The organism is Prosthecodimorpha hirschii, from assembly GCF_001305515.1.
GTDB classification, from domain to species: Bacteria; Pseudomonadota; Alphaproteobacteria; order Rhizobiales; family Ancalomicrobiaceae; genus Prosthecodimorpha; species Prosthecodimorpha hirschii.
The window spans coordinates 2,696,862-2,711,473 of the sequence record NZ_LJYW01000001.1 but is presented as its reverse complement, the minus strand read 5'-3'; the positions used below and the strand labels follow the sequence as shown (position 1 = coordinate 2,711,473).

13 protein-coding genes are annotated in these 14,612 nt (G+C 69.1%); 6 read left to right on the top strand and 7 right to left on the bottom strand.

From position 1 onward, the window contains the following. Nucleotides 1-114 precede the first annotated feature (114 nt). On the top strand, nt 115-1,296 hold the full coding sequence (locus ABB55_RS11840; protein ID WP_083463556.1) for a cobalt-precorrin-5B (C(1))-methyltransferase: 1,182 nt from the start codon (nt 115-117) through the stop codon (nt 1,294-1,296). Nucleotides 1,297-1,407: 111 nt separating this feature from the next. Here ABB55_RS11840 and ABB55_RS11835 read toward each other — a convergent pair whose 3' ends face one another. The 4 genes from ABB55_RS11835 to ABB55_RS11820 all read right to left on the bottom strand — a co-directional run bounded on the left by ABB55_RS11835 (nt 1,408) and on the right by ABB55_RS11820 (nt 6,194). Beyond that, nucleotides 1,408-2,208 (bottom strand): FAD binding domain-containing protein, encoded by an 801-nt coding sequence (locus ABB55_RS11835; RefSeq protein ID WP_054358980.1) that lies wholly within the window; start codon nt 2,206-2,208, stop codon nt 1,408-1,410. Between the two features lie 124 nt (nt 2,209-2,332). Beyond that, nucleotides 2,333-4,687 (bottom strand): xanthine dehydrogenase family protein molybdopterin-binding subunit, encoded by a 2,355-nt coding sequence (locus ABB55_RS11830; protein WP_054358979.1) that lies wholly within the window; start codon nt 4,685-4,687, stop codon nt 2,333-2,335. Nucleotides 4,688-4,929: 242 nt separating this feature from the next. Next, complete coding sequence (locus ABB55_RS11825) at nt 4,930-5,415, bottom strand: (2Fe-2S)-binding protein (protein ID WP_054358978.1); 486 nt, start codon at nt 5,413-5,415, stop codon at nt 4,930-4,932. 101 nt (nt 5,416-5,516) lie between these two features. Then, a complete protein-coding gene (locus ABB55_RS11820) occupies nt 5,517-6,194 on the bottom strand; it encodes an SRPBCC family protein (protein ID WP_054358977.1) in 678 nt (225 codons plus the stop codon). Between the two features lie 394 nt (nt 6,195-6,588). Between ABB55_RS11820 and ABB55_RS11815 the strand changes: the two genes are divergently transcribed. Then, complete coding sequence (locus ABB55_RS11815; RefSeq protein WP_152982019.1) at nt 6,589-7,836, top strand: FIST N-terminal domain-containing protein; 1,248 nt, start codon at nt 6,589-6,591, stop codon at nt 7,834-7,836. Next, nucleotides 7,833-9,209 carry an ATP-binding response regulator gene (locus tag ABB55_RS11810; RefSeq protein ID WP_054358976.1) on the top strand — a complete coding sequence of 459 codons (1,377 nt, stop codon included), beginning with the start codon at nt 7,833-7,835 and terminating at the stop codon, nt 9,207-9,209. The genes ABB55_RS11815 and ABB55_RS11810 overlap by 4 nt, the downstream gene beginning before the upstream one ends. A 111-nt stretch (nt 9,210-9,320) precedes the next feature. Here ABB55_RS11810 and ABB55_RS11805 read toward each other — a convergent pair whose 3' ends face one another. From ABB55_RS11805 to ABB55_RS11795, 3 genes are all read right to left on the bottom strand, one after another. Then, entirely contained in the window at nt 9,321-10,703 is a 1,383-nt protein-coding gene (locus ABB55_RS11805) for an HD-GYP domain-containing protein (protein ID WP_244472024.1), read from the bottom strand. A gap of 254 nt (nt 10,704-10,957) precedes the next feature. After that, a complete protein-coding gene (locus tag ABB55_RS11800) occupies nt 10,958-11,317 on the bottom strand; it encodes a hypothetical protein (protein ID WP_054358975.1) in 360 nt (119 codons plus the stop codon). 244 nt (nt 11,318-11,561) lie between these two features. Beyond that, a complete protein-coding gene (locus ABB55_RS11795; protein ID WP_054358974.1) occupies nt 11,562-12,218 on the bottom strand; it encodes a glutathione S-transferase family protein in 657 nt (218 codons plus the stop codon). A 269-nt stretch (nt 12,219-12,487) separates the two neighbouring features. Between ABB55_RS11795 and ABB55_RS11790 the strand changes: the two genes are divergently transcribed. The 3 genes from ABB55_RS11790 to ABB55_RS11785 all read left to right on the top strand — a co-directional run bounded on the left by ABB55_RS11790 (nt 12,488) and on the right by ABB55_RS11785 (nt 14,600). Next, nucleotides 12,488-13,702 (top strand): polyhydroxyalkanoate depolymerase, encoded by a 1,215-nt coding sequence (locus ABB55_RS11790; RefSeq protein WP_054358973.1) that lies wholly within the window; start codon nt 12,488-12,490, stop codon nt 13,700-13,702. Between the two features lie 113 nt (nt 13,703-13,815). Further along, on the top strand, nt 13,816-13,998 hold the full coding sequence (locus tag ABB55_RS29690) for a hypothetical protein (protein WP_152982018.1): 183 nt from the start codon (nt 13,816-13,818) through the stop codon (nt 13,996-13,998). After that, the gene (locus ABB55_RS11785) at nt 13,995-14,600 is read left to right on the top strand and encodes a hypothetical protein (protein WP_054358972.1); all 606 of its coding nucleotides are present in this window, start codon (nt 13,995-13,997) and stop codon (nt 14,598-14,600) included. The genes ABB55_RS29690 and ABB55_RS11785 overlap by 4 nt, the downstream gene beginning before the upstream one ends. Nucleotides 14,601-14,612 lie beyond the last annotated feature (12 nt).

The following is a 14,612-nucleotide window of genomic DNA, read 5'->3' as shown; positions in this document are numbered from 1 at the left end:
GTCTGGCATGGGGAGACGGAGGACGGGTCTTTCGAGGACAACCGCGGCGCCGGCGCCGCAAAGGACGGCTTGCCGGCTTTGCCCGGCATCCGGCTTCTTATAGGAGAGAAGCCGATGGACGAAAGCGCAAATCCCGACCCGAACGACGCGGATGCGACGCCCGACCCGGCGCCCGAGGCGGGCGAGCCGCCGGCCGGCACCGTGCTGCGCCGCGGCTGGACCACGGGCGCCTGCGCGACGGCTGCGGCCAAGGCCGCCTACGAGGCGCTGCTGACGGGGGATTTCCCGGACCCCGTCGCGATCCGGCTGCCCGGCGGCGAGACGCCGGCCTTCGCGCTCGCCCTGCAGGACGCCGCGCCCGGCTGGGCCCGGGCCGGCATCGTCAAGGATGCGGGCGACGATCCGGACGTGACCCATGGCGCGCTGGTCACCGCCACGGTGCGCTTCGGCCCGGTCGGGTCCGGGGTGACGTTCAAGGCCGGCGATGGGGTCGGCACGGTGACGCGGCCGGGCCTGCCGATCCCGCCGGGCGAGCCGGCGATCAATCCCGTGCCGCGGCGGATGATGCGCGAGGCGATCGCGGAGGTCGCCGGCCGGCTCGGCCGCTCCGGCGATGGTCGATCGGGCGATGTCGAGATCGAGATCGCCATCCCGGGCGGCGCCCGGCTCGCCGAGCGCACGCTCAACGGCCGGCTCGGCATCGTCGGCGGGCTCTCGATCCTGGGGACGACCGGGATCGTCGTGCCTTATTCCTGCGCGGCCTGGATCCACTCGATCCATCGCGGCATCGACGTGGCGCGCGCCATGGGCTTCGATCACGTCGCCGGGGCGACCGGTTCGACCTCGGAGGATGCCGTCCGGGCGCTGCGCGCGCTCGACGAGGTTCAGCTGATCGACATGGGCGACTTCGTCGGCGGCATGCTGAAATACATTCGCGCCCATCCGGTCGCCCGGGTCACGGTCTGCGGCGGCTTCGCCAAGATGGCCAAGCTCGGCCAGGGTCTGCTGGACCTCCATTCCAAGCGCGGCGCCGTCGATCTGGACTGGCTGGCCGGTCGTCTGGCGGAAGCCGGCGGTGCGGCCAATCTGGTCGCGGCCGCGCGAAACGCCAACAGCGCGCTCGAAGTCATGGAGATGGCGCGCGCCGCCGGCCTCGATCTCGGCCGCCTGGTCGCCGCGGCGGCCTGGGCGACGGCGGCACGGCCCTTGGCCGGGACCGGCATCGCGCTGGAGATCGTGGTGTTCGACCGGCAAGGCGGGCTGGTCGCCGAGACCGGGTTGCGGACGGTCGGCTGACGGGCGCGCGCGGGGCATCCGGTCGACCCTCCTGACGCAAGAAGCCGCCCGGCGGGCCGGGCGGCTTCGAGGATCGTCATGCGGTCGTGCCGAGATCGGCGTGCCGAAATCTCAGCCGGCGGCGGCCACGGCCCGGCGGGCCATGACGTTGACCAGGTTGGCGCGGTATTCGGCCGAGCCGTGGATGTCGGAGAGCAGGCCCTCCGGCGAGACGGCGACATTGGCCAGCGCCGCGGCCGACCAGTTCGCCTGCAGGGCGGCTTCGAGCGCCGGGAAGCGCAGCACGCCGCCCTCGCCGACGCCGGTCGCCGCGACGCGGACCGAGCCGTTCTTCATCTTGGCGACGAAGACGCCGGCCAGCGCATAGCGCGAGGCCGGGTTCGGGAACTTGGCATAGGCCGCCTTGGCGGGGATCGGGAACTGGATCGCCTTGACGATTTCGTCCGTGCCCAGCGCCGTCGAGAACATGCCCTGGAACCAGGCTTCGGCGAAGATGGTGCGCTTGTCGGTGATGATGCCGGCGCCGAGTGCGAGCACGGCGGCCGGATAGTCGGCGGCCGGGTCGTTGTTGGCGATCGAACCGCCGATCGTGCCCATGTGGCGCACGGCCGGGTCGCCGATGCCGGCGGCGAGCGCCGCGATGGCGGGAATCGCGCCGCGCACGGTGGCCGAGGTGGCGACGTCGTAGTGGCGCGTGGCGGCGCCGATCGTGACCGTGTCGGCATCGGCCTTGATTCCCGACAGATCCGGGATGCGGGTCAGGTCGATCAGGTCGCTCGGCGCGGCGAGGCGCTGCTTCATGGTCGGGATCAGGGTCTGGCCGCCGGCCAGATACTTGCCGTCGGTGGCCGCGCCCATCTTGGCGCTGGCGTCGGCGAGATTCGCGGCGCGGCTGAAATTGGTGGCGTACATGCTGTCCTCCGGAACGTTCGGTTCCGCGTCCGGCCGGGGTCTCGGCAGATCCGAGAGCGCGCGCGGCGGGCGCCGGGAATGGGAGAATGGCCGCCGGGGTCGCCGGCGGCCAGACGGGATCAGATCACTCTGCAGCGGCCCGGCCGTGGATCGCGGCCCAGACCTTGGCCGGGGTCGCCGGCATGGACATATCGTTGTGGCCGATCGCGTCGGTGATCGCATTGATCACCGCCGGCGGCGAGCCGATCGCCCCGGCCTCGCCGCAACCCTTGATGCCGAGCGGATTGCCCGGGCACAGGGTCGTGGTGTGGTGTAGGTCGAAGGACGGCAGGTCGTCCGCGCGCGGCATGCAATAGTCCATGTAGGAGGCGGTCATCAGCTGGCCGTCGTCCGAATAGACCGTGCCTTCCAGGAGCGCCTGGCCGATGCCCTGGGCGAGGCCGCCATGGACCTGACCCTCGACGATCATCGGGTTGATCATGCGCCCGAAATCGTCGGCGGCGACGAAGTTGACCACCTCGGTCTTGCCGGTGTCGGCATCGATCTCGACCTCGCACACATAGGTGCCGGCCGGGAAGGTGAAGTTGGTCGGATCGTAGAAGGCGCCTTCCTTCAGGCCCGGCTCCATGCCGTCCGGCAGATTGTGGCCGGTATAGGCGGCGAGCGCGACCAGCGCGAAGGGCATCTTCTTGTCGGTGCCGGCGACCTTGAACTCGCCGCCCTCGATGACGATGTCGCCCTCGGCCGCTTCCATCAGATGCGCGGCGATCTTGCGCGCCTTGGCCTCGACCTTGTCCATCGCCTTGACGATGGCCGACATGCCGACCGCGCCGGAGCGCGAGCCGTAGGTGCCCATGCCGAACTGCACCTTGTCGGTGTCGCCATGGACGATCGAGACCTGGTCGATGCCGATGCCGAGCCGCTCGGAGATGAGCTGCGCGAAGGTGGTCTCGTGGCCCTGGCCGTGGCTGTGCGAGCCGGTCAGAACCTCGACGGTGCCGACCGGGTTGACGCGCACTTCCGCCGATTCCCACAGGCCGACGCCGGCGCCGAGCGAGCCGACCGCCTTGGACGGGGCGATGCCGCAGGCTTCGATGTAGCAGGAGAAGCCGATGCCGCGCAGCTTGCCGCGGGCCGCCGCGGCCGCCTTGCGGGCCGGGAAGCCGGCATAGTCGATCGCCTTCAGGGCCGCATCGAGCGAGGCGTTATAGTCGCCGGCGTCGTAGGTCATGATGACCGGCGTCTGATACGGGAAGCTGGTGATGAAGTTCTTCCGGCGCAGATCGACCGGATCGAGGCCGAACTGACGCGCCGCGGTCTCCATCATGCGCTCGAGCAGATAGGTCGCCTCGGGGCGGCCCGCGCCGCGATAGGCGTCGACCGGCACGGTGTTGGTGTAGACGCCGTCGACCTCGGCATAGATGGCCGGGATGACATACTGCCCGGACAGCAGCGTGGCGTAGAGATAGGTCGGCACCGACGACGAGAACAGCGACATGTAGGCGCCGAAATTCGCGTAGGTGTGGACGCGCAGGCCGAGGATCTTGTGGTCGGCGTCGAAGGCCATCTCGGCCTTGGAGACGTGGTCGCGGCCGTGGGCGTCGGTCAGGAAGGCCTCGGTGCGGTCCGAGGTCCACTTGATCGGCCGGTTGACCTTGCGCGACGCCCAGAGGCAGACGATCTCTTCCGGATAGATGTAGATCTTCGAGCCGAAGCCGCCGCCGACATCCGGCGCGATGACGCGCAGCTTGTGTTCCGGCGCGATGTTGTAGAAGGCCGAGAGCACCAGCCGGGCCACATGCGGGTTCTGCGAGGTGGTCCAGAGCGTCAGAGCGTCGTCGCCGGAATCGTAGTTGGCCACCGCCGAGCGGGGCTCCATCGGGTTCGGCACGAGGCGGTTGTTGGTGATGTCCATCGACACCACATGGGCGGCGCCCGAGAAGGCGGTCTCGGTCGCGGCCTTGTCGCCGATCGACCATTCGTAGACGCGGTTGCCCGGCGCCTCGGGGTGCAGCTGCGGCGCGTCGGAGGCAAGGGCGGCGGCGACGGTGGTGGCCGCCGGCAGTTCTTCATACTCGACCGTGACGGCTTCCGCCGCATCGCGGGCCTGGTTCTTGGTCTCGGCGATCACCACCGCGACCGCCTGGCCGACATAGCGCACCGTCTCCGGCGCCATCGCCGGATAGGCGCCCATCTTCATCGGGCTGCCGTCCTTGGAATGGACCATCCAGCCGCAGATCAGGTTGCCGATGCGGTCGGCGACCAGTTCGGCGCCGGTCAAAACCGCGATCACGCCCGGCATGGCCAGGGCGGCGGCGGAATCGATCGAAACGACCTTGGCGTGGGCGTGGGGCGAGCGCACGAAATGCGCATGCGTCATGCCGACCAGCTTCACGTCGTCGGTATACTTGCCCTTGCCGGTGATGAAGCGCTTGTCTTCCTTGCGGACGACGCGCTGTCCGATCCCTTCCATACCCATGATATCGTCCCTCCCAGGACCGATCGCAATTCTGTCGAATTCAGCCGACTGACCGTCGGCTCGTTCGCATGGCCAGTGCAGTCGCATGTCGGCCGTTCACGGCCCCGGACCCGCCCCGCCCGCGCGCGATCACCCGCGCCTTCGGCTGGGCGGCCTCCCAGATCCGCCACCCGTGTCGCCGAACGATCGGCGCGCGGGCCAGGCGGGTCCGGCGACCGGACCGGTCGACCGCTCGCGCGCCGTTACTCGGCGGCGGCCGGCATCTGCATCTTGGCGGCGGCGTCCAGAATGGCCTTCACGATATTGTGGTAGCCCGTGCAGCGACAGATGTTGCCTTCCAGCTCGTGGCGGACGGTCGCCTCGTCGAGCTGGCCGCCATGGCGGCGGATCATGTCGACCGCCGTCATGATCATGCCGGGGGTGCAGAAGCCGCACTGCAGGCCGTGATGCTCGCGGAACGCGGCCTGGACCGGATGCAGTTCGTCGCCGGTGGCGAGACCCTCGATGGTGGTCACCGACGAGCCGGCCGCCTGGACGGCCAGCATGGTGCAGGACTTGACGGCGCGGCCGTCGACATGGACCACGCAGGCGCCGCACTGCGAGGTGTCGCAGCCGACATGCGTGCCGGTCAGGCTGATCGCATTGCGCAGGTAGTCGACGAGCAGCGTCCGGTCCTCGACATCTGCCGAGACCTGCCGCCCGTTCACCGTCATGGAAACGGTCGTCATTCGAACTCCTCCCTATCTGGCCCGGGGCGCCGTCGCCCTTCGGGCTCACGGTCGTTGTCTGCCTGTCGATCGATCCCGCCCTCCCGGGCGCGAGACCGCCGTTAGGCCTTAAGTTTCCAAACGATCAGCGCCAGCGCAAGGGCCGCGACGATCCAGATCCACGACGGGATCCCGCCGGACTTGGCCGGCGGGGTCGCGGCGCCGGCCGGGGGCGCGCTGGTCCGCGGCGCGGCGGCGGGCGTTGCCGCCGGAGCCGGAGCCGGGGCCGCCGTGCCGGCCGATGCCGGAGCGGCGGAGACCGCCGCGGCAGCCGGTGCGGTGTCGGTCTCGTCCTCGGCGCCGCCGCCGGCCAGTTCGGCGAATTTCGCGAAGAACTGGTCGGCCATCATCTTGGCGGTGGAATCGATCAGCCGGGCGCCGAGCTGGGCCAGCTTGCCGCCGATCTGCGCCTTGGCGTGGTAGACGAGCAGCGTGCCGGCGCCGTCGGGCGTCAGCTTCACCTCGGCGCCGCCCTTGGCGAAGCCGGCGACACCGCCCTGGCCTTCGCCGGAGATCGTGTAGCTCTCCGGCGGCACGATGTCGTTGAGATGAACCTTGCCGGTGAAGGTCGCCTTCACGGGGCCGATCTTGGCCACCACCTTGGCGGTCATCTCGGTCGGCGACGCCATGTCCAGGCTTTCGCAGCCCGGAATGCACGCCTTCAGGATCGCAGGGTCGTTGAGCGCCGCCCAAACCTTCTCCCGCGGGGCGGGGATCCGGTACTCGCCGGACATTTCCATCGGACATCCTCCCGTCACGCAAATTCCGATGCCGTCGTGCCGGCATCCATCTTGGCATTGCGGCGCGCCGCCGTCGCGTCCCCCGCGAGGCTCCCGTCTCCCGCGAGGGCCCCGTCTTCCCACGGAGCCAGCGTCCCCCCGGAGCCAGCGTCACTCTGGAGCCAACGCCCCGCCGTCCCCGACGCCGCGCACCGGGTCGACAGTGCCTGCCGGAGACGGCGACTGCAATGCGGGCCGGAGGTTATGTCCGGCCCCGGCAGGCGGGAATTGTACTTTCGGTCGGCGCCGGCTTGGCCCGGTCGCGCGGGATCTGTTACATTTTTCGGCCCGCACGCGGCCGGGCGGCGGCCCGACGCAGAAGCGGGCTGCCGGGAGACGCCAGGGATCGGACACCATGAAGGCTGAGAGCGGGATCCCGACCGGTCCGGCCGGCGGCGCCGCCAGGGCCGGCCCTGCCGGCGGCATGACCGCCGTCGCGGCCCGGCCGGCGCGATCGTCCGGGGGAATCGTGACCGTGTCGGCCCATGCGGATTGCGTGTCCACGGCGCTCGACCAGATCGCCGGCGTTCTCGGCGACCCGGGGGCCATCGGCTTCCTGCTGGTCTTCGCCAGCCCGGTTTACGATCCCGCAGACCTCGCAGCCGGGCTGACGGACCGGTTTCCGGGCATCGGCCATGCCGGCGGCACCACGGCCGGGGAAATCGGGCCGGAGGGGCTCGACGAGGGCAGCCTCGTGGTCGTGGCGCTGCCGCGCGACGGATTCGTGGTCGAGGCCGCGCTCCTGCCGGATCTGCGCAGCTTCACGGTCGAGCAGGGGCCGGAGATCGTCTGGCCGCTGCAGTCGCGGCTCGCCCGCCGGACCGCCGGCCTTGCCGAGGGCGCCACCTTCGCGATGACCTTTCTGGACGGCATGTGCCGGCGCGAGGAGGTGGTGGTCGCCGCCCTGCAACGCTGCCTGGACAACATGCCGCTGGTCGGCGGCTCCTGCGGCGACGGACTGGATTTCCGCAACACCTGGGTGTTCCACGACGGCCAGGCCTGGAACAATGCCGGCATCCTCGTCCTGATCCACACCGACCACCCGTTCGAACTGATCCGCTCGGAGCATTTCGAGCCGACCGACGTGAAGCTGGTCGTGACCGAATGCGACGGCGAGACCCGCACCGTCTCGGAGATCAACGCCGAGCCGGCCTCGCTCGCCTATGCGGAGGCGGTCGGCCTCGACGGCGCCACCCTCGGCCCGCTGTCCTTCGCCTCGCATCCGGTCCTGGTCCGGGTCGGCGGCGAATACTATTCGCGCTCGATCCAGAAGATGAACGAGGACGGCAGCCTGTCCTTCTTCTGCGCCATCGATACCGGCGTGGTGCTGACCGCGGCCCGGCCGGTCGATCTGGTCGGCGCGCTCGGCCGCGCGCTCGGCGAGGTCGACAAGGCGGTCGGCGGGATCGAGGCTCTGATCGGTTTCGACTGCGTGCTGCGCCGTCTGGATGCTCAGAACCGCCAGGTCATCCGGCAGGTCAACGATCTCTACCTGAAGCACCGGGTGGTCGGCTTCAACACCTATGGCGAACAGTACCGCACCATGCACCTGAACCAGACCTTCACCGGGGTGGCGATCGGACGCCGGGAGGCGCTCCGGTGAGCGAAGGCGGTCGTTCGCCGGTCGATCCGCAGGCGGCCAGGATTGCGGAGCTGGAGACGCGGGTCGCCCGGCTCGAAAAGGTCAACTCGGTGCTGATCGACCGGGTCGAGCGGTCGATGGACAGCCAGGGCTCCGCCTTCTCGCTGTTCCAGACGGCGATCGGCCTCGAACGGCAGATCCGCGAGCGCACCGACGAATTGACCCGGACCCTGCGCAAGTTGGAGCGGACCAACGAGGAGCTGAAGACCGCGAAGGATGCGGCCGAAGAGGCCAACCGGTCCAAGACCCGCTTCCTGGCCGCCGCCGGCCACGATCTCCTGCAGCCCGTCAATGCCGCGCGCCTGTCGGTCTCGGCGCTGTCGGACACCCGCGTTTCCGAGGAGGGCCGCCGCTTCGTCCGCCAGATCGACCGCTCGCTCAACACGATCGAGAGCCTGCTGCGCACGCTGCTCGACATGTCCAAGCTCGATGCCGGCGTGATGGTGCCGAACCTCACGTCCGTGCCGATCGCCGAGGTGCTGGCCTCGCTCGAATCGGATTTCCGGCCCATCGCCCGCCGCAAGGGCCTGCGCCTGGTGATCGCGCCGACCACCGCCTGGGCGGTGACCGATCCGGTCATGCTGCGCCGCATCCTGCAGAATCTGGTCTCCAATGCGCTGCGCTACACCGAGCGCGGCGGGGCGCTGGTCGGGGTCAGGGCGCGCGGACCCGACCATCTGCGCATCGACGTGGTCGATACCGGCGCCGGCATCCCGCCCGACCGGCATCTGGCCATCTTCGAGGAGTTCCACCGCGGCGGCACCGAAGCCGACGATGGCGAGATCGCGCTCGGGCTCGGCCTGTCGATCGTGCAGCGCCTGGTCGGTGCGCTCGGCCACCTGCTGTCGCTGACCTCGACGGTCGGCCGCGGGACGGTCTTCTCGCTCGTCCTGCCGCGCGCCGAACCGGTCCAGCCGCTGGCGCTGGAGAACCTGATGACCCGGTCGCTGCAAGGCTTCGGCCTGTCCGGAGCCCTGGTCGCGCTGGTCGAGAATGACGAGGCGGTGCGCGAGGCGACCACGGCGCTCCTGGAACGCTGGTCCTGCCGTGTTGCGGCCGGGCGCAGCATCGACGCGGTGGTGACCGCCTTCGAGGCCGAGGGCCGGGCGCCGGACCTGGTCCTGGCCGACTACCATCTCGATGCCGGCCGGACCGGCATCGAGGCGATCCGGGTGCTGCGCCGGCGCTTCGGCTGGGACATTCCGGCCATCGTGGTCACCGCCGACCATGGCGACGAGGTGGCCCAGCAGGCCGCCGCCTCCAGCGCGGAATTGATGCTGAAGCCGGTCAAGCCGGCGGAATTGCGCGCCCTGATGACCCACATGCTGCAATGAGCGCCGGTCGGGTCCGCTCCGGTCGATCGCCGGAGACGTGGACACCCGGAGACCCGGTGCCGCCGGTCGTCCTGCCGCGCCCCGCGGTGAGGTCGTGCGCCCGTCGGGCGGTCAGGCGACCATGGCCAAGCGCCCTTCGGACGCCTCGATGACCCGCTCCAGGGCCGCGAAGCAGACCGGGTCGAAGGCCGTGCCGACATCGGCGCGCATGATCTCGAACGCCTTCTCGACCGGCATGGCCGCCCGGTAGGGCCGGTCCGCCGTCAGGGCGTCGAACACGTCGGCGACCGAGACGATGCGCGTCTCCTCCTCGATCTCGTCGCCGCGCAATCCGCGCGGATAGCCCCTGCCGTCGAGGCGCTCGTGATGGGCGCCGCCGATGCGGGCCATCGCGCAGAAGACCGGCACGCGCGACAGGATCTCCTCCGACAGGGCGGCATGGCGGCGCATCAGTCGCCATTCCTCGTCGTCGAGCTTGCCGTTCTTGTCGAGGATGGCGTTGGAGACCCCGAGCTTGCCGATATCGTGCAGCAGGGCGGCGCGCCTCAGCCAGCGTCGCCGCGCCGGCGGATAGCCCATCTCGCCGGCGACCATGTCGGCGTAGAGCGCGACGCGCTCGGAATGGCCGGACGTGAACGGGCTCTTCGAATCGACGATCTGCGCGAAGGCGCGGGCAATGTCGTCGAGATAGTCCTCGTCGACCGTGATGGTGCTGCGGGCCGGGGCCAGCGCGAAGACCACATCGGCAATGCCGTCCGAGGCCAGCGTCGCCCAGAAGGCCGCATCGGCGGCGACGGCTTCGAAACACGCCACCGCCTCCGGATCGAGCCAGCTGCCCTTGCGGGCGCGCACTTCGGTCAGTGCCGCCTCGCGGCCGGCCGCCGAGTGGAACACGTCGGCGACCTGGGCGAGCAGGGCGATCCGCGCGTTGATCGGGATCGCCGTCCCGGCTAGGCGGTCCGGCCGGCCCTGGCCGTCCCAGTGCTCGTCGAGCGAATGGACGCCTTCGGAAACCCCGGTGGGGAAGCGCAGGTTGCGGGCGATCGCCGCTCCGCGATGGCAGCGCGTCTGGATCAGGTCGTCGACGATGCTTTCGCCTTCGCGCATGATGTTGAGGAGGGCGCGCAGGCGGTCGCCGAGGGCGGAGCGCCGGCCGGTATGGGACAGGATGAAGCCGAGCACCTTCGGCAGGCTCGATCCCATCGTCTTGGCGTCGCGCTTGAAGGCGAGGTCGTCGGACAGGTAGAGTTCGCAGATGCGCGCGGCATTGCTGGAACAGCCGAGGTCCTTGAGCAGGATCGTGTAGTAGAGTTCCCAAAGCTGGTCTTGATTGAGGCCCATGCGGCGGCCGACCTGCATGCCGATCCAGGTCGCGCGGACGCAATGGCCGACCGGCTGCCCTTCCGTCAGGTCGAGCGCGTAGCTCAAGGCGCCGAGCAGCGCCGCCAGGGGAATGTTCTGCGCGCGGTCCGGCAGGAAAGAAGTTTGGTTCACCGGACTGCGCCTCCCGCTTTGTCTTGAGCCGACACGCGGTAGTCTTGCCCAGGAATGTTAATTTCGGACTATGGAATACTTCAAATCCTTAGGATTCGGGCCTGCCGGGCAGGCGCGTCATCCCCGCGCCGCTCCGGGCGCGCGGATCGCCGCGACGCGCACCGGCAGGGCCGGGCCGGCCGATCGGGGCAACGTCCCGGCACGTCCGTGCCCCGTCTCCTGCGTCGTCGGCGTGTCGGCCGGCGTCGAACCGATCAGCCGCGCGTCAGCCGCCGCGCATTCGAGCGCACGCGCTTGAGGGCCGGGCCGAGCGCCGTTTCGGCGATGGCGAGCGAGCGGCCGGGCAGATGCTCCGGACGCAAGCGGCCCATGGCGTAGTCCATGGCCAGTTGCTGCGCCGCGGCGCCACCGGCGAGGGCACCCTGCCAGGCGGCGGTCATCTTCTCGGAGGCGGCGCGTTTCACCTCCGCGCTCGGCGGCCGGGTCGGGTCCAGGGCCAGGGCGGCGAAATGCGGCAGGCGATGCGCGATGGTCACCGCGGCATTGAGGCTTGCCGCCTGCGCACCCATCATGAAGCGCGTCGTGTCGAAGAACAGGCGGTTCCAGGGATCCATGGTGACGTCCTTGTCGTGAGCAACGGGCCGAACGTCTCGCCGCCCGGCAGCTTGCCGGGATGGGCGGCGACCGGCGCAGACCGGGGGTCTGACCGGCAGGATACTGATCGGGGTGGATGCGGGCGGTGCGGGGCGTGTCGCCGCCCCTCATCAACGTGCGAGCGGCGGAAAGGTTCGGCGTCCGGGGGCGGGCCGGGCTCGGGCCCGGGCTCGTCGATCCGCGCGGGAAACCGCGGCCCGGCGCTCAGAATTCAACGTCGAGCTCTTCCAGTTCCTCCGGCTCGGACTTGGCCGCCGCGATCCATTCCGCCATCGGCGCCCAGGCCAGGATGGTCTGGCAATAGGCCTTGCAGAGCGCGTCGAGCTTCACGTCATAGGTCGTGAAGCGGGTGCAGACGGGCGCGTACATGGCGTCGGCGACGGTCGGCTTGGCACCGAACAGGAACGGTCCGCTGGACGCCGCCAGGCATTCGCGCCAGATGGTGACGATCCGGTCGATGTCCGGCAGCGCGCCGTTCCAGACCTTGAAGTCGGGATAGTGGGCGCGGAGATTCATCGGCAGGGCGGAGCGCAGATTGTAGAAGCCGGAATGCATCTCGCCGGCGATCGCGCGGCAATGGGCGCGCTGGACGCGGTCGGACGGCAGGATGCCGGCCTTCGGCTTGAGCTCGGCGAGATACTCGGCGATCGCCAGCGTGTCCCAGACCCGGGCGCCGTCATGGGTCAGGCAGGGCACCAGGAAGGACGGCGACAGGAGCAGCAGCTCGGCCTTGGTCGACGGATCGTCGAGCGGCATCACCTGTTCCTGCACGTCGAGGCCGGCCATCCGGCAGAGCAGCCAGCCGCGCAGCGACCAGGACGAATAGTTTTTGCTCGAAATGGTCAGTGTCGCCCGTGCCATGTCGTTCCCCTGGTGGCGATGGCCCCGTGCCCTCGCGCCGCGCTGCGCCCGTGTGAGCAGGTGCGCTGAGAATTATCTCGCAGCGCAAAAAGAATTGCACTAGCGTTTCCACAAGGGACCAGCGGGCAAATGCGTAAGCGCGGGTCTGACGCGGCGGCACCCTGCAGCCGGGCGTGAGCGCCGGGCTCAGGAATCCTGCTGCGTCGCCATAAGGGTAGTTCGCCCGACAGCGTCCACCGGACGCCGGGTGCTCCAGGGGGTTGGGCCGGATGCTCTATTTCGCCTACCAGTGCCAGGACGACCTGATGGAGCCGATCCGTGCCGCGGCGGCCGGGGCGCTCGACTATTGGGGCGACTGGGCGCGCGCCGGGGGACTGCCGGGATCGCGACGCATGGCTGCCCAATGGGAAATGGTCAGCCGGATGCGGATGTCGCACCATCGGCCGGACTACGGCATCACCTCGGTGACCACCGGCAATCGCGAGGCGACGGTCACCGAGGAGGCGACTTACTCGACCCCGTTCGGCACCCTTCTGCGCTTCCGCAAGGATGTCGACATCGTCCAGCCCAAGGTGCTCTTGGTGGCGCCGCTGTCGGGCCATTTCGCCACGCTCCTGCGCGCCACCGTGCGCACCCTGCTGGCCGATCACGACGTCTACATCACCGACTGGCACAATGCCCGCGACGTGCCGCTCTCGGCCGGCCGCTTCGGCTTCGAGGACTATATCGAGCACGTCATCCGTTTCCTGGAGGTGCTCGGCCCCGGCGCCAATGTGATCGCCGTCTGCCAGCCCTGCGTCCAGGTGCTCGCCGCCACCGCCATCATGGCCGAGGACGACAACCCGGCGACGCCGAAGACCATGACGCTGATGGCCGGGCCGGTCGACACCCGCGTCAACCCGACCAAGGTCAACGAACTGGCCACCTCGAAGCCGATCCGCTGGTTCGAGGACACCCTGCTGGCCAGCGTGCCGGCGCGCCATCGCGGCGGCGGGCGGCGGGTCTATCCCGGCTTCGTTCAGTTGATGGCCTTCATGTCCATGAACATGGAGCGCCACGTCAAGCAGCACCAAGCCCTGTACGACCATCTCGCCCGCGGCGAGACCGCCGAGGCCGAGGCGATCAAGACCTTCTACGACGAATATTTCGCGGTGCTCGACCTGCCGGCGGAATTCTACATCGAGACGGTCGATTTCGTGTTCCAGCGCGCGCTGCTCGCCAAGGGCGAACTGACCTTCCGCGGCCGCAAGGTCAATCCGAAGGCGATCCGGCGCACCGCACTGCTGACCGTCGAGGGCGAACGCGACGACATCTGCGCGCTCGGCCAGACGGTCGCCGCCCACGACCTCTGTTCCAGCCTGCGCCCCTTCCTGAAGCGCCACCACATGCAGGTCGGCGTCGGCCATTACGGCGTCTTCTCCGGCCGCAAATGGGAAGGCCAGATCTATCCCAACGTCCGCAACATGATCCTCGCCAACGCGTGAGGGGCGGGAAACGCCGCCAACACAGCGGTTGCACCCTTCGGCCGATCCTGGCACGCTCGGCAATCGAAGGCGACGCACTCGGATATTGGAATTTGCTTCGTTGAGGACGTGCCATGGTTCAGGGTGAGCGAAACCTCAAAATCATGAAGGCGATCGAAGCCAAGACGAACCGTGTTCTGGCTTCCAAGCAAGCCGCACGTCAGTCGCTGGTCGATGAAGGCATCTATACGAAGGACGGTGATCTTCGGGTAGAATTCGGCGGCTCCAGCGAGAAGAAGGCTTCGAAGACCGCTTGAGTCGACTGGCGACATCGTTCGTGCTTGGCTACCACGGTTGTGACGAGGCCGTGGCAAGGAAAGCCGTATTGGACGGCGCTCGGATCCTGCACAGCGACAAGGACTACGATTGGCTCGGTCCCGGGGCCTACTTTTGGGAATCCGATCCTTTAAGAGCGAAGGAATGGGCAGACCGGAAGGTTCAAACCGGGCAGTATAAGAAAGTTTCCGTGATCGGCGCCGTCATCGATCTGCGAAACTGTCTCGATCTTGTCTCTCGCGAAGACATTGAACTCCTGCAGGCGGCGCACAGCTCATTCGTCGCGGTGCAGGAGAAAGCCGGGCTGCCCGTTCCTGTGAACAAGGATCCGAAGGGCGCGGCCGATCGCGATCGCGTTTTGCGGTTCCTGGATTGCGCCGTTCTCCGGCATCTTCACGAGATCGTCGAGGGTGCGGCCGAGACCGACCCGACGATCGAACCGTTCGACACGGTCCGCGGCATGTTCGTCGAGGGCGGCGAAGCGTTTCCGGGCAGCGGTTTTCATGTGAAGAGCCACGTTCAGATTGCCGTGCGCAATCCGGCCTGCATCAAGGGTCTCTTCTATCCGCTGCCCCCGATCTGAACCGTTGGCGGA

Coding starts and splice junctions, on each gene's coding strand:
- ABB55_RS11840 (WP_083463556.1), top strand. CDS start 115: ATGGACGAAAGCGCAAATCCCGACCCGAACGACGCGGATGCGACGCCC.
- ABB55_RS11835 (WP_054358980.1), bottom strand. CDS start 2,208: ATGTACGCCACCAATTTCAGCCGCGCCGCGAATCTCGCCGACGCCAGC.
- ABB55_RS11830 (WP_054358979.1), bottom strand. CDS start 4,687: ATGGGTATGGAAGGGATCGGACAGCGCGTCGTCCGCAAGGAAGACAAG.
- ABB55_RS11825 (WP_054358978.1), bottom strand. CDS start 5,415: ATGACGACCGTTTCCATGACGGTGAACGGGCGGCAGGTCTCGGCAGAT.
- ABB55_RS11820 (WP_054358977.1), bottom strand. CDS start 6,194: ATGGAAATGTCCGGCGAGTACCGGATCCCCGCCCCGCGGGAGAAGGTT.
- ABB55_RS11815 (WP_152982019.1), top strand. CDS start 6,589: ATGAAGGCTGAGAGCGGGATCCCGACCGGTCCGGCCGGCGGCGCCGCC.
- ABB55_RS11800 (WP_054358975.1), bottom strand. CDS start 11,317: ATGGATCCCTGGAACCGCCTGTTCTTCGACACGACGCGCTTCATGATG.
- ABB55_RS11795 (WP_054358974.1), bottom strand. CDS start 12,218: ATGGCACGGGCGACACTGACCATTTCGAGCAAAAACTATTCGTCCTGG.
- ABB55_RS11790 (WP_054358973.1), top strand. CDS start 12,488: ATGCTCTATTTCGCCTACCAGTGCCAGGACGACCTGATGGAGCCGATC.
- ABB55_RS29690 (WP_152982018.1), top strand. CDS start 13,816: ATGGTTCAGGGTGAGCGAAACCTCAAAATCATGAAGGCGATCGAAGCC.